Below are 21,517 nucleotides of genomic sequence, written 5' to 3' on the forward strand. Positions count from 1 at the left end.
TAAATCTACTGAATATGCTTTCATTGCCTCTTCCTACCTCTCCTATTTCTTCACCTTATATTGTACCTCATTACAGCGCTTCGCGCTGTAAGGATCTTCTTTAATCGCATCCAGAATCTTTGTCACTTGCTTTCCTAGCCCGGACGAGGCTATTTTTCTGGCATCTTTTTCTGCTTGCTTAGTAAACACGATCTCCCATTCATCTATTTCATCCATTTAAAATATCTCTAATTATTGATTCATCAATACAATCTTCTATGGGAGTTTGTCCACCCTCTTTAATAGATTCAGACATCCCAGATATAGATTGCAAATAAAGAGTTTCTTGAAGTGCATTCCAATCTTTTTCACTAATCACAATAGCATTACCGGCTGAACCTTGTAATAAAATCGGCTGATCATTTTGAATCGCTCGATCAACCAATTCATCAATTATATCAGCGTATTGATTTTGTGAAATGGTTTCCATTTAATTCCCCTTCTTGATAGACCAATGATAAACTAAGCGAAGCAACTCATTATATGGTAACTCATGATTCCATGTTCTCCTTAGTTAACTTTTTCAAGTTCAAATTCTAAACGAAGCCAGTCTTGTTGATAACCATTAATAGCTTCATTTACTAAATAATCTCTATTTCTTTTTGTCCAAGTTTCTAAACCTTTCTCTGAGAAAGGGAGTAAAATATTATAAGCCATAGTCATTAAGCATTGAAAGCGTTGACTCAAATCACTACATTCAGTTGGGGCTGCATCAACATGATTTGCCTGTAAAGATAATTGTTTCATGTCCATCTCTAGTTGTGACATACGATTTATATAAGCATCTTCATCTATTTGTTTTTCCTTAAAGAGATCTGTTAATTGAATTGATTCGTCCGCAATAGGTTTTGTGCGAATTAAGATATCATGGATTGTATCTAAGTAGACTTCCTTGGTAAGCTGATTGTTAGTAAAAAAAATCGCACGATCTGAATAATCTTGGTTCCAGTCAATAACAGTTTCACGATCAATGTCTTCTCCTTCTAGCTTAATAGGAGAGAACTGAGGGGCAAGTTTCTTGCAAATCCATTGGGTTCTACAAATCCAGTTTCCAGAGCTTACATCATCTGGAGAAAGATACAAGAACAACCAAATCACGTGAGCCTCTTCCCCTTGCCAGCGCCTCTTCATTTCCTTAGTTGAATGGTATTGGCTAACTCTTAACTCAGAAGTAGCTGTTTTCACAATTTCTATGATTTCAGATGTTGTATATTCTTTACTGAAAAGAATCTCCGCACGATATCTCTTTGCTTGAGCATGACTGAGATCTTTAAGTGAAAGTATTGTATAGTCGTTAGTTGCAGCAAATTTATTGATAAAACTTTTTATTTTTTCGAGGGATTGAGTATTGATTTTCTGCTCAAATGGAACCTTGAGCTTCCATCCTTTTGAAGTGTTTTCTATATTGGTCTTATTCACTGCTTGCCAATACGCATTTTCTCCTTCATCATCATATAAAATCACTAAAACCGGTAATGAATGCTTCTGCCAGTATTCTAAGTGTTCTCTCTTGCCACGAAAAACAAATCCATGAGCCGTTTTTTCCTTAAACCAACTCTTTCCAGATTTGATCTGGAGAGCAATTAGCTTACCTGTTGGTGTATTATTCTCAACAACTTCAACGTGAGCATCAATACCATAGTCCTCTATAGGTTGCTCACGAAAGATCCACCCTAAGCGCTTCAAGAGAAGTTGAGTCCCAGCAACTCCAATCCTTCCAGTATGAGAATTTGAATCAGTTTTCATAATTGAGGGAATATCTAGGATAATCTAGCCAACTTTTAAGAATGTCGCATGTGCGATATAATATTTATTGCCAGAATAACTATACTGAAAACTACGGATAAATGTCAAGCGATTATCATAGGCGCTATCAACATAACACCACTTGAGTAGATGTTCGAGCAAAACTTCTAAGCGATTTTCCAGTTGCTGCCGCTCGCTGCGTCCCAATGCTAAGATTTTCTCTTCAATATTTTCCCAATCTATTGCCTCTAAATCCCCGTTGGCAATCAAGCGAGATGGTTTCTCAGTCCAGAGGACAAAATCCTGTTCATATAGAGAAGTTTTGATGGCCTTCACTCTCTATGACTCCGAAACAAATTGGATTGTTAATTACTTCAATCTATTTTACAATTATTTTACCCATTAGCCATGACCAGCGCGAAGCACTTATATTAATGATGAAAGGAATCTGGCTCGAAAATCAAAACCTGCAACTGCGAACCGACTTACCCACCCCCACTCCTCCAGAGGGAGAAGCATTAGTCAAAGTGTTGCGGGCGGGAATTTGTAATACAGATTTAGAACTGATGCGTGGATACTATCCCTATACGGGGATTCTCGGTCATGAATTTGTGGGTGTTGTGGCGGAAGGGCCGGGAAATTTACTCAATCAACGGGTGGTGGGGGAAATTAATGCCAGTTGTGGAACCTGTCGTTTTTGTCAACGCGGAGAACCCACCCATTGCGAAAATCGGACGGTCTTAGGAATTGTGAATCGGAATGGGGCGTTTGCGGATTATTTAACGTTGCCGGTTAAAAATTTACACCCGGTTCCGGATACGGTGGACACCAATGCAGCCACATTTACAGAGCCGTTAGCGGCAGCTTTGGAAATTCAAGAGCAGGTATCGATTACTGCTGAAGACCGGGTTTTAGTGGTTGGAGATGGTAAGTTGGGGCAATTGGTGGCTCAAAGCTTGGCCCTGACGGGATGTGACCTATTGGTGATTGGTCGCCATCGGCAGAAGTTAGCCAATTTAGAAGCTTTAGGAATTAAGGTAGGGTTTGCAAATGATGTACAAGATGGTACATTTGACCGAAGTATAGAATGTACGGGAAATCCAGAGGGATTTGCGATCGCCGCCCGCGCCCTGCGTCCACGAGGAACTCTTGTCCTAAAAAGCACGTATGCCGGCAACCTAACCCTGGATGCTTCCACCCTCGTCGTCAACGAAATTACCTTAATTGGATCGCGCTGCGGTCCCTTTGACAAAGCCCTGGCTCTACTAGAGAAACATCAAATCGATATCAACCGTTTAATCCAAGCAGAATATCCCCTTAGTGAAGGTCTAGAAGGATTTAAATTGGCTCAACAAAAAGGAGTCTTGAAAGTGTTATTGAATATGGAAAACTAGGCAATAGTAAAGGAGTAGGGCGCGTTAGGCTGTCGCGAACGCACCTATGATATTAAAATCGAGAAGGACGATATAATACAGAAATATCTTGCAGTCGTTTTGCCTCTTCCATAAAATGGGGATTTTTAAACACTCGATTATTTTGATTCCATTGCGGATCTTTCACCTTAAATGTCGATAAGCAATCCTTGAGGACATCATCCTGATCTCCCCAATTAATCCATTCCTGGCTTAAACAGTGCAAGCCTGCCCGATCGCAATACTCTGCAAACAGTTGAGCGGTCATACTTTCAGCTCGCATATGGGGATTAGGAAAACTGAGATTTCCGGAACTATCCTTAAAATGACCAATATTAGAATGATGGAAAAATCCAGCTCCATTCGGCTTAAGCTTTCGCCCTAACTGCATTAAGTAAGCTTGCATCACATCAGATTCAGCATGAACCAGGGAATCAAAGCTGAAGACAAAATCAATGGAGCGATCGGGAATCATATCTAAAGACTTTCCATCATTCACATAATAGTTAATGTGGGAATAGTTGGCGAACCGTTTTTGACAAATTTCAATACAGGGTTCAGCTAAATCAACAAGGGTTAACTCTTGACAATAATCCTTAAAATAGGTGGTAAACCGACCATAACCTGGGGCAATTTCTAAAATGCTGCCCGTGGGAATAAAGGCTTGAATGCGAGGATACAGCGTTCCCCACCATAAAAACTCTGTGCCGCCCCAAGCATGAGACCATTCATCACCTCGATCGGACCAGCTATAATTTGACCAAAATTCTAGATTATATTCAACGGTTGGCATAGTTTAGGAATGGGTAAGGTTGGTTCAAGATAGTTGAAAATCAGTTCTCAAGAAACTTTCCTGATTTTACTATGATTTTTATGAATTCCAAAATTTTTCCGTTAGCAAAACCTCTAAATCTTCTGGGAACGGGCAGATTTCAGGAAAATCGATCTTCGGGTAAATATCTTCAACATCCGATCTCGCATCTTCCCAGATTTCCACGAAAATCTCGGCAAAATAAGTTTTGAGACTTGGTGAGCTACGCAACAAACGCCGGAGCTGTTTACGCTGCTCCTTAATGGTTAGCTCCCATCCGCGATTATCATAGGCACTATCCACATAACATCGCTTTAAGAGATATTCAAGTAAAACTTCTAAGCGATTTTCCAATTGATGCCGTTCGCTGCGTCCCAAGGCTAACAGTTCTTCTTCAATATTTTCCCAATCTATTGCTTCTAAATCACGATTACCAATAGAACGAGATTGTTCTTCAGTCCAGAGGACAAAATCTTGTTCATATAGAGAAACTGCTCTCCGATTTCGCACTTTATGATTCATGGTTTATCCAGTTAAAATATCCTTCACTTAGTTGATCTTTTCCATTTTTTGGATAATTTCTGGATTATACAAGCGCAAATAATTCCAGTAATTTCCAAATACGGATTTGACATAGCCATAGGTTTCAGGAAAGGGGATTTTTTCCACAAATTCATCAGGATCGCGGAAACCGAAACGGTTCAGCCAATCGGCCACATTTCCCGGGCCGGCATTGTAACTCGCTACAGCCAACAAGGAATTATTGCTATACTCGCTGTGGGTATAGTCTAAATACCAGGTTCCCAACTTTATATTATCATTGGGATTGTCCAACTGATAACTGGCAAGATTGATTTTACCGGCGATCCATTCCCCAGTTTCTGGCATCACTTGCATTAATCCGGTAGCGCCAACGACGGATTGAATTTGGGGCATAAACCGAGATTCTTGGCGAATGAGAGCCGTGACTAAAAGGGGATTGAGTTGCCGATCTTTTGACCAACTTTCAATGGATTCTAGATAGGGAAAAGGATAGAGGGCTTGCGAATAGGCGAGTTGTTGACGGAGCATTTGATATTGTTTTTGCTCTTCAGGATCGTCCCGCCATGCCAGGCTATTGAGCATGAAGATTCCGTCTAAATAATCGCCAACTTGCAAGCGCAGAATACCATCAGTAAACTGCTGGGCAACAGTGGGTTCCATGGTATTGGTAAATTCGACTTGCCACAGCATCCAAGCCTCTCGATCTTGTCCCAGTTGATGAAGTTCTTTCAGGGTTTCAGAACCGGCGGGTAATAGGGGGCGAGGGATGCTATATTCTACGTCGGGTTCGAGATAGCGAACGCTGGTAAAGTCGCCCACATTCCATCCAAGCATGAGAGCCGATCGCCAGGCATAATAGGATTCAGGGTAGCGCTGTAGCACATATTCAAAGGCAGCTTTGGCATCCCGCTCCCTGCCCAGTTTTTTTGCCCATTTTCCTACCCAAAAGGCGGCTTCGGGAGCGTACTCTGTCTCCGGGTTTTCTACGGTGATTTCCTGGGCAAGTCTCCAGGCTTGCAATAAGTTACCCTTGTCGGCTGCATCTTCGGCTTGTTGCCATCTGAGTTTGGCTGCTTCTTCTGATTGACTATATTGGGTTAAAATGGACTGCTGCGCCTGTTTTGCAGATTGGGAACTTTTGAGCGCGTCTAACACTTTGCCTTGTTCTACCAGGGCTGCGGCGGCTTTGTGGGGAAACCGATCAATGACAATATTCAGATACTCTTGTGCAGGTTGCAGATCGACTAACCGGGAAAGATGAATTAAGCCTTGGGCGGTTTCTTTTTCATTGGGATAACTACTATACAAGAATTTATAGGCGGCGATCGCCTCTTGGGTTTTGCCTCCAAGGTGTAATCCTCTACCAGCACGATATCGGTTTTTAGGCGTGGGAGGCGCTTTAGCATAGGCTGCACCAGCTTTGCCATACTCGATTTTTTCCCAATAACCAAAGGCAATAATTTCCCAATCTTCAGGGGTAAGTTGGGCGCTATGGGTTTTAGTGAGGCGATCCAGGAGTTCAGTATAGTCAGGTTTATAGAGGGCATGTTTCGCCAGCAGGCGCAATAGAGGTAACGAGTTGGGATTCGTCGCCAGTTGATTCGCCGCAATTTCTACGGTGCGGGGATGGGCAGGAAATTTGGCGATCGCCTCTTCCCACAGTTTAGGATTAGTTTTGCCTAACTCATAGAGTGCTTCAGCCGCCACAGGGTGATTGGGATGGGTGGTTAAAATCTTTTGCCAAGTCGCTGCGGCTTGCGTGTTTTCCCCTGATTGAGTATAAGCTTGGGCGCGTTCAGAAAGAATATGAGCCGCGAGGAGGGGGTAACGGGCTTCTAAATTCTCTAAACTGGCGATCGCCGCTTCGGGTTGATTTTGAGCTAACTGATCCATCGCCAACAGATAGCGAGCGCGAGCATATTCTGGATGAGTTGGTTGTTGGCTCATCGCTTCCAGATAGGGTTGGCGCTCAGTCGGCGAAAGTTTCACCAACTGGGCAATCTGGGACTTCTGAACCTCAGCAGGAGTAAGCTGAAACGTTGGTTTTTCAGACGGAACTTCGGGCAGCCAAGAGCGCACTTCATCAGCAATCTGGCGATCCAGATGGGTTTGATGGAGGACAAACCCTCCAAGAATTGCCCCTAGACTGACTCCGGCGATCGAGAAAATGAGAGGAAGATTAGATTTAGCCTTAGACATGATTGGGGTAGAAATAGCGATCGGATTAGGAGACGAACGGAACCGGGGCATAGGTTTCAGCCAGCATAAAAGATTAGCTCTACGCTGTATATTCCCCGATCTTAATCGCAAATTTACATCCGTGCCGATCTTACACCCACACTAGAGCGATTAATGCTTACCCAGAGGATTGGTGATATAGCCTTTCTTTATTGCATGAAGTATAGCCCTCGCCCCTAACGCTCGCTCTTACTGGAGAGAGACTATTTCTAGAACTCATGGAAGAAGCAAGCCAACAAGCTATTGCTAACGAAATAACTCTAGAATTTCTAGAGTCATTTCTCGATCGCGAAAACCAACAGAATTGTAATTGACATCAAGATTATAGTCAGCGCTTTGATACTCTCTGACTCTACGGCAAGGACAGCTTTTAGAGAAGCTAAAGCGATCGGCAAATGCGAATTATATGATCGCAATTTCTCCTGGTTAGGATAGTCTAAGGCATAGTCTAAGGCTCGCTACCCCACTATACTAAGTAAAAGGAAACGGTACACTTATTATCAATCACGATGGAATTCAAACCTACAGATACGCCACGGTTAGATTGGACGGGGGATGCACTTGCCCTGGGCTTTTTTGAGGATGCGGTGGAGCTGAGTGCGGATCTGGCACAACTGGATGAGAAGCTAGAGGGCGCTCTGGCTGAGTTCATTGAAGATGCGGAGTTTAAGGGTAAAGCCGGTAGTACAATATTTACTCGCTTAGGGAAAAAATACCCGATCCGCAAACTGATTTTGGTGGGCTTAGGGAAATCGGAAAAGCTCAGTGTAGATAGTCTGCGTCAAGGAGGAGCATCGGCAGCTAAATTAGCACAAAAGGAACGCTGCCAAAGTTTAGGTATTAGTTTTCCCCTGTTGCATGACGATCGCCACTTAACCACTCAGGCGATCGCCGAAGGAATTGAGTTAGGCTTACATCAGGATAATCGATTTAAGTCTGAACCAGAGGAGAAACCCCCAGAGTTGAAAAGCGTGGCGCTGTTGGGGTTAGGCGGTACGGAAGCGGCTCTAGAGAAAGCGAAGATGATCTGTTCCGGGGTAATTTTAGCACGGGAATTGGTGGCAGCTCCGGCTAATGAGGTGACACCAGTTACTTTAGCAGAAACGGCACAGGCGATCGCCTCCGAATATGGCTTAGAGCTGGAAATTTTAGGGCAAAAAGAATGTGAAGAACAAGGAATGGGAGCATTTTTGGGCGTTGCCCAAGCCTCCGATCTTCCCCCCCAATTTATCCATCTCACCTACAAACCCCAAGGTACACCGCGCCGCAAGTTAGCTATTGTCGGTAAAGGGTTAACCTTTGATTCTGGTGGCTTGAATATCAAAGCGGGGGCTGGGAGTAGCATCGAGATGATGAAAACCGACATGGGAGGTGCAGGAGCCACATTAGGTGCTGCCAAGGCGATCGCCCAACTCAAACCTGATGTTGAAGTTCATTTTATCTCAGCGGCGACCGAAAATATGATTAGCGGTCATGCCATGCATCCGGGGGATATCCTCAAAGCCTCCAATGGCAAAACCATTGAGGTCAATAATACGGATGCTGAAGGTCGTCTTACATTAGCAGATGCCTTGGTGTTTGCCGAAAAACTGGGTGTGGAGGCGATCGTTGATCTAGCCACTTTAACCGGCGCTTGTGTTATCGCTTTAGGCAATAAAATTGCCGGGTTATGGACAGCCGACGATACCCTAGCCGCCGACTTTATGAGTGCCTCCGAACTTGCCGGAGAACAATTTTGGCGGATGCCCTTAGAAGAGAGCTATTTTGACAGCATGAAATCCGTCGTTGCTGATATGAAAAATGCCGGTGCAAGGGCAGGAGGTTCCATTTCTGCCGCCCTATTTTTGAAGCAATTTATCAAGGAAACCCCTTGGATGCATTTAGATATTGCCGCACCCGTTTGGACAGATAAAGATTACCGCTACCATAGCGCTGGTGCAACCGGTTTCCCCGTTCGCTCTTTGGTGAATTGGGTTTTAAGTTAACCTGATATTTAGGGGTTGGATTATCCAATCCCTAATTGGATTGTATTCCCTTGGTGAATATGATGTTGAAATCTTTTTATCTCAAGAATTTTAGAATATTCCGCGAACTAGAAATTAAATCCCTAAGTCGTGTTAATCTGATCGTCGGCAAAAATAACGTTGGTAAAAGCACCTTTTTAGAAGCCATCCACATTTATGCCAGCAGAGCTTCCCAAGATGTCCTTTTTGACTTGACAGATAGGCGGCAAGAAAATTTGTTTAAAGAAAAACCGCTAGACGTTAAAAATTCAACCTTAGAAAATCTACGTCACTTATTTTTTAATCATCAATTACCAGAAATAGGTGATGAAGGAATTTTGCTTTCAGAAGAAGCTTACATACCTGAATTTCATATTAAAGTAATGCCATACCAAATACAACAAGAACAAGGAGTGCTGAGAAAAGTACCCGTTGCTCTTGATTCCCTAAAATCTGATGGAGAAATTCCAGATATTGTTTCTTCTATTGTTGTTCATGAGGAAGGTAAAAATCTTCGACTCATTGACCTGAAAGTTTTTGAAAACAAACTTTTCTCAATACCTCTAGAAGATAATACCATTCCTTGTCAATCTATACCAATGAAGCAAAAACGAGATCATAGCATTGCTCAATTATGGGATTCAACTAGCTTAACCCCTTTAAAATCAGAAGTAATTTCCGGCTTGAATTTAATTGAGCGTAGAATCACAGATATCACCTTTGTACAGCCGAATGGCAATCAAAGTGGTTCGCTACGAATTCCTTTGGTAAAGCTTGAAGGAGTTGATGAACCCTTACCGATGAAAAGCTTGGGAGATGGGGTTAATTATTTATTAGAAATTTTGCTTTCTCTTGTTAATAGTAAAAATGGATTCTTACTGATTGATGAACTAGAAAATGGGTTGCATTGGACTGTTCAGCCTAAAGTTTGGGAAGTAATTTTTCAGCTTGCAGAACGGCTCAATGTTCAGGTATTTGCCACAACTCACAGTTATGATTGTGTGAAAAGTTTTGGGAAAATTTGGAACCAGTATCCAGAGTTGGGATCGGCGTTTCGTCTAGAGTCTAAACAGGATAATATTAAAGCAACTGAATATACTTTAGAACGACTAATGGATTCTCTAGAGTCAGCAATTTATGTTCGTTAAGCAATACTCCTATGTCCGATCCTTGCAAACAAGATCTAACATCTTCTGAAATCAAGAAAATATTACTTGTAGAAGGCAATAATGATTGTCATCTCGTGATGGGATTGTGCAAAAAACAGAATGTTACTGAAAACTTTAGAATTCATGATTGCAACGGTATTGATAAAGCTCTAAAAATCTTAAATTCTCTGATTGCTCGCCCAGATCCGCCAGAAGTCATAGGCGCTGTTTTAGATGCTGATAAATCAATCATGACTCAGTGGAATCGTATACAGAAAAAGTTGCAAGATTATGATTACAATTTTCCTCAAAATCCGACGATAAATGGCACAATTATTCAAGGTTACGAAGATAAGCCTAAATTAGGGTTTTGGCTAATGCCAAATAATATTGATGCGGGTATTGTAGAAGATTTTTGTATTGAATTAGTTCCGCAAAATCGTCAGGATACCTTCCGATTTGCCCAAGAGTGTGTTGCTGAAGCTAAAAATCGTAAATTGACAGATTTTAAAGACCAGGATTATAGTAAAGCGGAGCTTTGTACTTATTTAGCTTGGCAAGATGAACCCGGTTTTCCTCCAGGAAAAGCGATAGGCACGAAAAAGTTGAATGCTGATGCTGAGTTAGCCAAGCATTTTACAGATTGGTTAAAACAGCTTTTTGGTTAAAGGAAAGTTAGCGTAGGGTGCGATCGCGAAACCGCAGGGCACCCTACTATGGCTTAATTAAATTGGCTCTTTTTCCCTTCGGAAGAAAGTGCCAGGCGAGGTCGTTGATAGGGTTTGCCTTGAACTAAACGCAATAACCAACGACTGAAACCATGAACATAGGTAAATAAGGTTGGCACAACCACCAGGGTTAATAACGTTGCCGTCGTCATACCGCCAATTACCGAGATAGCCATAGGCGATCGCATTTGAGCGCCTGCTCCTATCTCGAGAGCAATGGGGGTCATCCCAGCAATGGTAGAGAACGTTGTCATAAAAATGGGTCGTAGACGAGAGATCCCAGAAGCAATTAATGCGGGTTTGAGGCTCATTCCTTCCTCACGCATATTAGCCAAGGCACAATCGACCAACAGAATCGCATTTTTAGTCACTAATCCCATAAGCAGCACAATCCCAATTAGGGCATAGAATGCCAGTTGTTTTTGGGTAATCATCAAAGCCAGTAAGGCTCCACCCACAGATAGGGGAAGAGCGACCATGATCGTAATGGGATAGAGAAAATTGTTATACAACAGGACTAAAATAGCATAGATTCCCAGAATTCCAAGGCCGAGAGCAGTAGCAAACCGAGAAAAAATATCGATCATAATCTCCACATCCCCAGAGGGTTGTTGCTGAACTTCGGGGGGCAAATTGGTTTCTAACCACTCATTAATCGGTTCCATGGCTTGGCCCAGGGAAATACCTTGTAAATTACCGGTTAGGGATACTTGACGCAGGCGATCAAAGCGGTCAATTTGGGAGGGACCGCTACCAATATGAATATCAGCCACTGCCATTAGAGGAACTACCCCCCCATTTTGACTGGGGACGCGCAAATTCCGCAGAGTTTCTATATCATTGCGCTCTTCAGTGCCAATTTGTATGCGAATGGGAATTTGGCGATCGGGGAGATTAAACTTAGCTAGGTTAGCCTCATTATCACCTATCGTGGCTAAAGAGGCAGTACGAGCGATCGCCTCCACCGATACTCCCAAATCTGCTGCCCGCTCTGGGTCTGGAGTAATCAACAACTCAGGTTTCACCAAGCTGGCACTAGAAGTAACCTCTACTAATCCTGAAATCCCACGCATAAAGCGCTCTAACTCATCTGCCGTACTCTTGAGCAATTCTGGAGTTTCACTACTGAGAACCACTGAGACATCAGTTGCATTTCCAGCCGCTCCTGCCGCTTGGAAAGTGACCCGCGCTCCCGGAATTTGTACAAATTTCTGGCGCATCTGTTGCTCAAACTCTTTCTGGGGCATTCCCCGCACTTCTGGGGGTAAAAGATTCACCGTAATTAAGGCTTCATTAATGCCAGAGTCTTCTTCTCCTGCACTGGCTAGGGCACTTCTAAAGGCTGGGTGATCTTGGAGCATCTCGGTGGTTGTCTGCATCACCTGGTCCGTTAAACTCAAAGGAGAGCCAGGAGGCAACTTAATGGTTACCCGACTTAAACCCCGGTCATATCCCCCAAATAATCCTGTGGGAATTAAGGGGATCAGTTGCATCGATCCAACAAAGAAAGCTACTGCAATCATTAAAGTAACGATCCGATGGGATAGGGCCCAGCCTAGCAGTCTGCGATAGGGATGAAATGTACGTTGACCCCAACGAAACCCCCGATGAGCTAATTCTGAATTCAGGTGATAGGACGGTGTATCTGGGTTATGTTCTTTCGGCAATGACGTATCTTCTACTTTCTTCCCTTTTAACAGATAAGCGGCCAACATAGGAGTCATAGTCGTCGCCACCAGAGTAGAAAACAAGGTGGCCACTGAAACAGTGATGCCAAAGGGTCGGAAAAATTTACCCGGAATTCCTCCCATAAAGGCCACTGGGAGAAAGACCGCGACAATAGTAGCAGTTGTGGCTAAGACCGCTAAACCAATTTCATTGGCTGCATCTAAGGCCGCTTGGAAGGGTCGCTTACCCATCTGAATGTGCTGACTAATATTTTCAATCATACAGATGGCATCATCAACCAGGTTTCCCATTGCTAGAGCAAACCCCAGTAAGGTCATATCATTGAGCGTATACCCTAGAGAACGCAGAACGATAAAAGTGGGAATAATCGATAGAGGCAAGGCGAAAGCGGTAATCAGGGTACCCCGCCAATCTCTTAAAAATATACCCACGGTAACCACAGTTAGGAGAGAGCCTACAACTAGGGCATCAATGGAGGCTTGATAGGAGAGGCGAATATAGTCGGCGTTGGTGAAGATCAGCTCCAGTTGAATATCTTCAGGCAGAGTTTCTTGCAGTTGGGCTACTTTTTTCTGCACTCCTTCTTCTACGCTGACTAGGGTGGAGCCACTACTGCGCGAGACAGAGAAACCCACCACGGGAGCTTGCTGAACGTCCGGATTATCTTTGATGGTTAAGCGGGAAACTTGACGCGGTTCAGCAAATCCATTGTTAACCTCTCCTAGGCTGGTGAGGGGGACATCCTCGCCATTGGGGAGAACAATACGATAGCTTTTGAGGGTCTCTAGGGTAGCAGCACTCCCTAGGGTGCGGATGCTTTTTTCTGTGCCCCCAGTTTGAGATCGCCCTCCAGGGAGGTTGATGTTAAAGTTGCGAATCTGCTGGTTGACTTCGCTGGCGGTAATTCCCAGGGCTTGCAGACGGGTGGGGTTGAGGTCAATACGAATTTCTTCGTCAACTCCACCAATGCGGTCTACTCTGGCAACACCAGGAACAGAGAGTAGGTCACGAGTGAGATCGCGGTCTACCAGATCGCTCAGTTCTGCGACAGAGCGTTGGGGCGAAGTAACGGCATAACCGATCACCGATTGACCCATAAAATCAATTTTTTGAACAATAGGGTCTTCGATGTCTTGGGGAAGGTTTTGCCGAATTTGGGCGATCGCATTGCGAACGTCGTTGGTTGCTGTATCGCTGTTGGTTTCCAGCTCAAACATAATCCGGGTACTCGACTGACCATCGGTTACTGTCGAGCGAATCTCATCGACTCCCTCTATAGAAGCTATGGCATCTTCGACTTTCTTGGTCACTTCAGTTTCCAGTTCTGTTGGTCCGGCTCCGGGTTGGACAATGGTCACAGAAACAAACGGGACATCAATATTGGGATTTTCATCAATACCCAATTGGGTAAAGGAAAACAGTCCCACGATCGCTAAAATCAGGAAGACAACGAGGGTGGGAACGGGTTTGTGTATTGACCAGGAGGAAATTTTGAAAGACATTTTTGTTTAAAGGCAAGAGGCAAGAGAGGGGAAAGGCAATAGGCAATAGGCAATAGGTGGAATAGGAAACAGGGTATGGGTAATAATCTCCCCGTGTCTCCGCGTCCACCTGTCAGGAGCATCTCACTAATTGACAGTAGGATTAAGGGCACTGCTTTCTACGACGCGGACAATATCGCCTTCGCTGATAAATCCTGCACCGAGGACGACGATACTATCTCCTAAATTCAGACCTTGTTTAACTTCGACATGAGTCGAGTCTCCTCCTAGAGGGGAACCCACTTCTACCGTGCGGGCGATCGCCTGATCGTTTTCATCAACTTGATAAATCAGGGCGCTGCCATCAGCTTGGGGTTGAACCGCTTGTGCGGGAACCACTAGTCCTTGCAACGTTTGCGCGGTAATACTTGCTTGTAAAAACATCCCCGGTCTCAAAAGGGTAGAGGAGGGAAGGTCAATCTTCACCGTTGCTTGGCGAGTATTGGCATCAACTAGGGGAGCCACTTCTCGAATCGTTCCCTTGATATTGATCCGACTATCAGCATCCGAAGTTAAGGTGACTGGGGCCCCGATGTTCACCTGACTCAGTTGGGTTTCGGGAATTTTCAGTTCTAATTCTAGAGCGCCTTGATTGATAATCCGAAAGAGGGGCATCTCTGCATTAGGCAAATCTCCTACCCGTGCGCTACGTTCGCTGACTCTACCACTTGATGGTGCGGTAACCTGGGTTTGGGCAAGATAGGTTTTCTGTTGTTCTACCCTCGCTTGTTGACTTTGCAGTTGGGCTAAAGCGGTATTTACATTCGCGGTCATACTGCCGATAGTGGCTTGGGCACTATTCACATTGGCGGTGGCACTACTGATTCTAGCTTCAGCGCTATTCAGATTTGCCTTAGCCACTTGCACCGCTTCCCGAGCATTCTTAGTTCTTGTGCGGCTTAAATCTACTTCTTGGATGCTAATGGCTCCTTCTGCAGCGAGGGTTTCCGATCGCTGCAAATCCCGTTCTGTCTGTTCGAGTTCTGCTTGGGCTTGGGCTAAAGAGGCGATCGCCTGTTGCTTGCCCGCTTGAGCTTCTGCTTTCGCTGCCAATGCTCCCTGTAGAGCTGATTTGGCTTGTTCCACTGCCGCTTGCCGCTCTTGTACCACAGCGCGACTCGCTTCTACATCTGCCTGGACTTGGCGGATTTGGGTTTGCAAAACCGAATCATCTAATACCACCATCAATTGCCCTTTTTCCACCCAGTCCCCTTCATCTACTAGAACTTGAAGGATTTGCAAGTCCAGCACTTGCGGTAACACGGGTAGTAGATCATATGCATCAACTGTTCCAGTAGCCGTAAATGTACGGGGTATTCTCGCCAATTCTACCGTGGCTAGGGTAACCGTTTGTACGGGATCTGCTGCTGCTTGAGAAGCGGTAACGGGTTGGACGGGAGTCGGTTCAGAGCGGTTCAGACTATTGAAGGCATAGGTGGCGAATGCACCGACTGCTAGGCCAATGCCTAAACCCAAAAGCAATCCAGGCTTGCTCTCCCTACTTGTTTGAGGATCTATGTTTTCAGTCACTAGAGTATCTTGGGGTTCAGTTGGTGTGGATGAATTTTCTATCTCACTGACTGGGTTTTCGCTCATGATCAACCTCGGATATGGACGCTGCTTTAGGTCTAGGCCTTGGCTGTGCCTAGGGTCGAGTAATCTTTATCTCTCCTTTATATTATTACGCATTGTAAAGCATGTGGGGCAACTCTATCTCTATCCCCCTATCTCCCTATCCCCCCATTCCCTATCCATGGCACAATAGGGAATCCAAAGGTGAAGAGGTACAGCCGTGGATTGGTGGCAGAAACTACGCAAAAATCCCCTCGCTCAGGTGGGAGCGGTGATTCTGATAATATTCTATATTGTGGTGATTGGTGCGGGTTTTTTTGCCCCCTACAGTCCCTACAGTTCCCAGCTTGATGGCTCTCTATTACCACCTACGCCCATTGAGTGGTTGAATGAGCAAGGACAATTCTCACCGCGTGTCTATCCGGTAACCCAGGGAGCTACGGATTTAGATACGGGCGATCGCCCTCTGATTATAGACCGGAGTCGTCCCTCACCTCTACGTCTGTTTGTCCAGGGAGATGACTATAAACTCTTGGGTATCATTCCCGCGAATCTCCATCTTTTTGGCACACAAGGAGAAGGACGGCTCAATCTCTTGGGCACAGATCGGCAAGCGAGAGACCAGTTCAGTCGTCTTCTGTACGGCGGTCAGATTAGCCTCAGTATCGGTTTAGTAGGAATTTTGATTTCTTTTCCCCTGGGGATGCTTGTGGGCGGTATATCGGGCTATTTTGGCGGTTGGACAGATGCGATTTTGATGCGACTGGTGGAGGTGTTAATGACCATTCCCGGTATTTATCTATTGGTTGCTCTTGCTGCGGTGATTCCGCCTCAACTCACTAGCGCTCAACGGTTTCTCCTGATTGTCATTATTACTTCTTTTATCAGTTGGTCGGGATTAGCACGGGTGATTCGAGGTCAAGTACTATCGATTAAAGAGCAACAATTTGTACAAGCGGCGAAAGCGATGGGAGCTAATCCGGTTTATATTATTGTTCGCCATGTCTTGCCCCAAACGGCGACCTATGTGATTATTTCCGCAACTCTTGCTATTCCTGGGTTTATTGTGGCTGAATCGGTTTTAAGTCTGATTGGTTTAGGGATTCAACAACCCGATCCCTCTTGGGGTAATCTGTTATCAGCGGGAACGAATGCCTCGATTTTGGTCTTGCAACCTTGGTTAGTTTGGCCGCCTGCGATCTTGATTATTTTAACGGTTCTCTCGTTTAATCTTTTGGGAGATGGCTTGCGCGATGCCCTCGATCCCAGGAGTTTACGGGAGTTTAATTGATATTACGAATGCCCATTACCACGCGAAGCGAACTAAACATGGTTGTTGCCTTTCAACTTTCTTTAGAAGAGTTTCTGAAACTCCCAGAAACTGAACCCGCACAGGAATATAGTCAGGGAAAAATCTATTCTAAACCCATGCCCAAAGGACAACATAGCCGGTTACAAACTCGTTTAGCTACTGCACTCAATCAGGTAGCAGAACCGGAAAAGATTGCCCTGGCATTTACTGAACTGCGCTGTACCTTTGCTGGACGTTCTCTGGTTCCCGACATTAGTGTCTTTTCCTGGGAACGGATACCCTTAAATCCACAAGGGGACATTGCCAATTCATTTAGCATCGTCCCCAATTGGGTGATTGAAATTCTCTCTCCTGAGCAAAGTTCAACCCAAGTGATTGAGAAGATTCTATTTTGTCTAAATCACGGGACAGAGTTAGGCTGGTTAATCGATCCAGAGATGCGGTCTGTGATGACATTCAAGCCTCAACAACAACCCCAATTTCACGAAGGGGAAGCCATTCTTCCTACCTTAAATGTTTTACCAAATTTTCGCCTATCCTGTGACGTTTTGTTTAGTTATTTAAAATTGTCATCCATATAGAGTTGGATTGTTATCTTCGAGAGAATGGGCAATGATTTCAGCGATCCGTGGATGAGGTTGATCGCTCTGATGGGATGTTTGAGCATTTCTAGGGTGAGGGGAAGGGGAGCGAGTTGACCTTGGGCGTTTATGGCATGATTGAGATTAGGCAGGTCTTGATTGTGGCGATCGCCAATTACCCGCACCATTCCCACCGCAATGTCTGCGCTCTGTAAGGTTTTCAAAATCGCAAATCCTTCCATATCGACAACCGAAGCCTGGTAGGTTTGACTGAGGTTCTGTTTTTTAGTTGCTTGAGTAATAATATGAGTGCTGGTTAAGCCAGTTACGGGTTGGGTATGGGGAGTGAGTCGATCACTCAGGAATTCAGTTAAGGCGCGATCGCACCCTAGACTCTGTAGAGGGGATTCTGGAGCTAAATTACAGCATTGTTGATACACAACCACATCACCCACCTGGTGTTGAGCAGATAAACTACCTGCTAATCCCAGGACAACAAGAGTTGGGCGATCGGGTATAATTTCTGTAATCCACTGTTGTAAATACTTGCTGACGGGTTCACTTCCCATGGGAATGGGATAGACACGTGGCAACTGAGAGGATAAAGGCAAAGCACCCATACCTCGACGAACAGCATGATATTCAGCCCCTTGAGGGACTAAAATTACATTCGGTGATGAGAATTTAGGGCTGGCGATCCGATCCAAGGTATCTATTCTCAGTTGCAACGGCGGAAATGGCGATCGATGGGGAACTTAGAGCATGTCCCAAACTTCGATACTGCCCAGCTATTTTAATTGATTGAGGATTCAAGGAAAAGAGTAATGATGGATTCATGGAAAAAGGGGTTAGCAACCCTGATCGGTTTAGGATGTTTAGGGATAACTCCCCTCACCAGAGCGCAGTCAACTCCAACCCCAACGCCTCATGTCTATCCCGAAGACGCAGTAAATGAGATTCTAAAGAACTGTCGTGAAGAAACTGAGACGTTTTTACCCCCCGATTTAATTGAACCTTTATGTGAATGCGTACTCACTGAGTTTCAAGCTCAATTCAGTCATAGTGAGTATCAAAAGCTGATTGCTGAAGCGGAGAAAAAAAGAGAAGATCCTCTCCAATTCCTAGAAATTGGGCAACAGTGTGCCGTTCAATTATTTTAAGATAAGGTTTGAGTCTTTTTAATGTTAGCGTCCCCATGATTTGGGGATTTTTTATGGGCACTTCAGGGGTATGGCTGTGAATGAAGGGAAAGGAAGATCGGCAAAAGGGACAAAACGCCAGCAGAAATGGCGGGAGCGGTTAAATATTTCTCGCTGGGCGATCGCCACCCCCCGCATCACGCTGGGATTTTGGATCGCGGTAATGGTAGCGGGGATTTTTGCGTTTAGTTCCCTCAAGTATGCTCTTTTTCCGGATATTACGTTTCCGGTGGTGGTGGTTCATGCTTCTGCTCCTTTATCTACCCCTTTAGATATAGAAGCTGAACTAACGGAACCGATTGAAACTCAACTGCAAGATCTCCCTGGATTAAATCATAGCCGCTCTTTAGTTTATCCCGGACAAACGGTGGTGAATGGCATTTTTGAAGTGGGGGTGAATTTGGAGGCGATCGCGCCCCAATTGCAAACCGATTTAAACCAATTATCCCTACCCCACCAGACAAAAGTTGAGGTCATTCCTCTCAATTTAAATGAGTCGAGCGTAATTAGTTATGCTATCCTCAGCCAAACCCTTTCTTTGGAAGAGTTGCGTGAAATCGCGGTCTCATCTTTTGTTCCAGAATTATCAGCCGTCGAGGGGGTATTACGAGTAGATATATGGGGAGATGGTTTAGATCGCAACCGGGAAACCCTACCCGATCCTCAATTAGAAGAGGTTTTGGCAACCCAAAATCCCCCAACGTTAGTACGATTTAATGGAGAAAATGCTCTGGCGTTGAGTGTGGTAAAGCGCCGCAATGCGAATACGTTGGATGTGGTGAATCGCATTGAGGATGAAGTTGCCCAATTACAGGGGAATCACACGGATTTACAGTTGATTTTAGCTGATACAGATGCAGAATATATTCAAGAAGCGACACAATCAACCATTGATGCGTTATTTTTGGCGATCGCCTTAGCGGTATTGGTGATTTTTGCCTTTCTCTGGAATATCCCCGCCACGCTGATCGCCGCTTTAGCCATCCCCATTTCCCTGTTAGCAACGTTTATTGTGATGGCGCTTTATGGGTTTAATCTGGAAACGATTACCCTGTTGGCGTTAGCCTTGGTGATTGGGATTATTGTCGATGATGCCATTGTCGAGATTGAAAATATTGCTCGCCATGTAGAATTAGGAAAATCTCCGTTAAAAGCGGCGATCGCGGCTACGAATGAAATTGGTTTAACGGTAGCTGCCTCTACCCTTACCATTGTCGCCGTTTTCCTGCCGGTTGCCTTTATGGGGGGCACAGTTGGACAGTTTTTCAAACCCTTTGGCTTAACCATTTCCGCAGCCGTGATCGCCTCTTTGTTCGTGGCTCGCACTCTCACGCCAATTTTAGCTGTAGATTGGCTCAAACGAGAAAAAACGTTTCAACAGAAGCCCGTGCGCCGATATGGGGTTTCTCGCGCCTATGGTCGGCTCTTGGGATGGTGTTTACACCATCGATGGATAGTTGTGGCTATTGCCCTGTTCAGTTTCATCGCGGGTATTGCCCTAATTCCTTTTATTCCCAAGGGTTTTATCCCCCAACTCGATCGCGGAGAGTTTAACATCGTCTATACCTCAGAACTGCCGAAATTTAGCGCTCCTCCCCCCACGGAAACGCCCGAAGATCGGGGATCGTTCAGTTGGTTAGCGAGTCTTGTTCAATCTCCCGAACCGATTCTTTTACGCAAGTCTCGCAACGTGGCGGAAGAGTTGGAGGAAGTGGTGTTGAGTCTTCCGGATGTGGAAAGAGTCTATAGCATCATGGGGTTGCGGAGAGAAGCAAATAAGGGACAAATGCGGGTGATGTTGAAGGGCGATCGCCAGTTAAGCACGTTAGAAATGCAGCAACACCTGCGGGAAAAACTCCCGAAAATCCCTAGAGTTACCCTCAGCGTGGAAGATATCCAATTTGTAGATACGGTGGATCAAAAGCCCGTGCAAGTGATGTTAGCCGGAGAGGATTTAGTTGAGCTGAATCAAGCCGCGCAAGGATTTCAAAAGCGTTTAGCGCAACTGACTGGATTGGCCGATTTAGAGGTTACCGAAACCGGAGTCCATCAATCTGGCGATATTCCTGGGCGCATCGATCGCTACCAGGGAGAGCGGGTGATGATCTTCAGTGCCAATTTAACCGATGGGGCGGCGATCGGCAACATTAGCGATGAAATCACCCAAATTGCTGATACTATGCTCCCGGAAAATATCCGCCTCATTATTGGTGGAGAAGGGGCATCCAGTAGCGAAGTATTTGGCAGTTTTGGCACAACCTTAACGTTTTCAATTCTCTCCATGCTCTTGCTCCTGTGGCTCTTATTTGGTCGTCTAGAAGAACCGATTGTTGTCGGTTTATGTCTCCCTTTATCCATTGTTGGAGCGATGTTAGCCTTACTCATTACCCAAAGTGATTTTGGCATGATTTCCCTTTTGGGTTTAATCTTCCTTCTGGGACTGTTAGATAAAAATGCTCTACTTTTAATGGACTATGCCAATCAATTGCGCCAGAAAGGAGTTGATCGCTATACAGCTTTATTAGAAACCGGAAAAGTGCGCCTCAGACCGATTTTAATGACGACTGGCTCGACTTTGTTAGGAATGCTCCCCATTGCCCTTGGATTTGGTGCAGGCGCAGAATTACGCCAACCCATGGCAGTTGCAATTATGGGGGGATTAATTACGTCTACTTTATTAAGTTTAATTGTTGTCCCTGTTTTGTATACGTTGCTCGAAGATGCTTGGAAATGGATGATTCAGAAATTAACACTTAACACTTAACAAATATTACTGTAGTTTGAGCCAATCCCAATCTCATAAATACTGGAAATCAATTAAAGCTGTCACCGCCAAAATCATTGTAATATCACATCCTTAAATGTTTGCTACGCTGTAGGGGCGAGCGGCCGCTCGCCCCTACTAGGGTTGTCGATTGATATGTAGCATTCTCTTTTGGATTTGATATAAATTCA

General features: G+C 44.9%; 18 protein-coding genes. 8 read left to right on the forward strand and 10 right to left on the reverse strand.

Features of this window, described 5'->3' with window-relative positions; translation table 11 throughout:
- Positions 1 to 42: 42 nt before the first annotated feature.
- From J7529_RS02355 to J7529_RS02370, 4 genes are all read right to left on the reverse strand, one after another.
- Positions 43 to 216, reverse strand: coding sequence for a hypothetical protein (locus tag J7529_RS02355; protein WP_318727662.1), 174 nt, complete (start codon positions 214 to 216; stop codon positions 43 to 45).
- Positions 209 to 469, reverse strand: a complete 261-nt coding sequence (locus tag J7529_RS02360) for a type II toxin-antitoxin system Phd/YefM family antitoxin (RefSeq protein WP_318727663.1) — start codon at positions 467 to 469, stop codon at positions 209 to 211. The genes J7529_RS02355 and J7529_RS02360 overlap by 8 nt, the downstream gene beginning before the upstream one ends.
- An 80-nt stretch (positions 470 to 549) precedes the next feature.
- Positions 550 to 1,785, reverse strand: a complete 1,236-nt coding sequence (locus J7529_RS02365; RefSeq protein ID WP_318727664.1) for a DUF4365 domain-containing protein — start codon at positions 1,783 to 1,785, stop codon at positions 550 to 552.
- Between the two features lie 24 nt (positions 1,786 to 1,809).
- Positions 1,810 to 2,121 (reverse strand): DUF29 domain-containing protein, encoded by a 312-nt coding sequence (locus tag J7529_RS02370; protein WP_318727665.1) that lies wholly within the window; start codon positions 2,119 to 2,121, stop codon positions 1,810 to 1,812.
- Between the two features lie 101 nt (positions 2,122 to 2,222).
- Between J7529_RS02370 and J7529_RS02375 the strand changes: the two genes are divergently transcribed.
- On the forward strand, positions 2,223 to 3,179 hold the full coding sequence (locus J7529_RS02375; RefSeq protein WP_413038798.1) for an MDR/zinc-dependent alcohol dehydrogenase-like family protein: 957 nt from the start codon (positions 2,223 to 2,225) through the stop codon (positions 3,177 to 3,179).
- Positions 3,180 to 3,231: 52 nt separating this feature from the next.
- Here the strand turns inward: J7529_RS02375 and J7529_RS02380 are convergent, their stop codons facing one another.
- The 3 genes from J7529_RS02380 to J7529_RS02390 form a co-directional block, all read right to left on the reverse strand.
- Positions 3,232 to 3,990, reverse strand: coding sequence for a class I SAM-dependent methyltransferase (locus J7529_RS02380; RefSeq protein ID WP_318727667.1), 759 nt, complete (start codon positions 3,988 to 3,990; stop codon positions 3,232 to 3,234).
- Between the two features lie 78 nt (positions 3,991 to 4,068).
- Entirely contained in the window at positions 4,069 to 4,530 is a 462-nt protein-coding gene (locus J7529_RS02385) for a DUF29 domain-containing protein (protein WP_318727668.1), read from the reverse strand.
- Positions 4,531 to 4,557: 27 nt separating this feature from the next.
- Entirely contained in the window at positions 4,558 to 6,801 is a 2,244-nt protein-coding gene (locus J7529_RS02390) for a transglycosylase SLT domain-containing protein (RefSeq protein ID WP_318727669.1), read from the reverse strand.
- A 497-nt stretch (positions 6,802 to 7,298) separates the two neighbouring features.
- Between J7529_RS02390 and J7529_RS02395 the strand changes: the two genes are divergently transcribed.
- From J7529_RS02395 to J7529_RS02405, 3 genes are read left to right on the forward strand one after another with little or no spacing between them, the layout of a single operon-like run.
- On the forward strand, positions 7,299 to 8,774 hold the full coding sequence (locus tag J7529_RS02395) for a leucyl aminopeptidase (RefSeq protein WP_318727670.1): 1,476 nt from the start codon (positions 7,299 to 7,301) through the stop codon (positions 8,772 to 8,774).
- Positions 8,775 to 8,833: 59 nt separating this feature from the next.
- Positions 8,834 to 9,940: an AAA family ATPase gene (locus tag J7529_RS02400; RefSeq protein ID WP_318727671.1), complete on the forward strand. Its 1,107-nt coding sequence runs from the start codon at positions 8,834 to 8,836 to the stop codon at positions 9,938 to 9,940.
- Between the two features lie 11 nt (positions 9,941 to 9,951).
- On the forward strand, positions 9,952 to 10,608 hold the full coding sequence (locus tag J7529_RS02405; protein ID WP_318727672.1) for a DUF3226 domain-containing protein: 657 nt from the start codon (positions 9,952 to 9,954) through the stop codon (positions 10,606 to 10,608).
- Between the two features lie 53 nt (positions 10,609 to 10,661).
- Here J7529_RS02405 and J7529_RS02410 read toward each other — a convergent pair whose 3' ends face one another.
- Both J7529_RS02410 and J7529_RS02415 read right to left on the reverse strand, forming a co-directional pair.
- Positions 10,662 to 13,859 carry an efflux RND transporter permease subunit gene (locus J7529_RS02410; protein ID WP_318727673.1) on the reverse strand — a complete coding sequence of 1,066 codons (3,198 nt, stop codon included), beginning with the start codon at positions 13,857 to 13,859 and terminating at the stop codon, positions 10,662 to 10,664.
- A 126-nt stretch (positions 13,860 to 13,985) separates the two neighbouring features.
- The gene (locus J7529_RS02415; RefSeq protein WP_318727674.1) at positions 13,986 to 15,494 is read right to left on the reverse strand and encodes an efflux RND transporter periplasmic adaptor subunit; all 1,509 of its coding nucleotides are present in this window, start codon (positions 15,492 to 15,494) and stop codon (positions 13,986 to 13,988) included.
- 196 nt (positions 15,495 to 15,690) lie between these two features.
- On the opposite strand from J7529_RS02415, the gene J7529_RS02420 reads away from it, so the two are divergent.
- Both J7529_RS02420 and J7529_RS02425 read left to right on the forward strand, forming a co-directional pair.
- The gene (locus tag J7529_RS02420; protein WP_318727675.1) at positions 15,691 to 16,761 is read left to right on the forward strand and encodes an ABC transporter permease; all 1,071 of its coding nucleotides are present in this window, start codon (positions 15,691 to 15,693) and stop codon (positions 16,759 to 16,761) included.
- 38 nt (positions 16,762 to 16,799) lie between these two features.
- Positions 16,800 to 17,363 carry a Uma2 family endonuclease gene (locus tag J7529_RS02425; RefSeq protein WP_318727676.1) on the forward strand — a complete coding sequence of 188 codons (564 nt, stop codon included), beginning with the start codon at positions 16,800 to 16,802 and terminating at the stop codon, positions 17,361 to 17,363.
- Here J7529_RS02425 and J7529_RS02430 read toward each other — a convergent pair.
- Entirely contained in the window at positions 17,339 to 18,091 is a 753-nt protein-coding gene (locus tag J7529_RS02430) for a hypothetical protein (protein WP_318727677.1), read from the reverse strand. The two genes, J7529_RS02425 and J7529_RS02430, sit on opposite strands and share 25 nt — an antisense overlap.
- 96 nt (positions 18,092 to 18,187) lie before the next feature.
- Here J7529_RS02430 and J7529_RS02435 point away from each other — a divergent pair, with 96 nt between their 5' ends.
- Both J7529_RS02435 and J7529_RS02440 read left to right on the forward strand, forming a co-directional pair.
- Complete coding sequence (locus J7529_RS02435) at positions 18,188 to 18,523, forward strand: hypothetical protein (protein WP_271941027.1); 336 nt, start codon at positions 18,188 to 18,190, stop codon at positions 18,521 to 18,523.
- Positions 18,524 to 18,593: 70 nt separating this feature from the next.
- Positions 18,594 to 21,326 carry an efflux RND transporter permease subunit gene (locus J7529_RS02440; RefSeq protein WP_318727678.1) on the forward strand — a complete coding sequence of 911 codons (2,733 nt, stop codon included), beginning with the start codon at positions 18,594 to 18,596 and terminating at the stop codon, positions 21,324 to 21,326.
- Positions 21,327 to 21,517: the final 191 nt, after the last annotated feature.

It is taken from the genome of Roseofilum sp. Guam, from assembly GCF_017746735.1.
GTDB classification, from domain to species: domain Bacteria; phylum Cyanobacteriota; class Cyanobacteriia; order Cyanobacteriales; family Desertifilaceae; genus Roseofilum; species Roseofilum reptotaenium.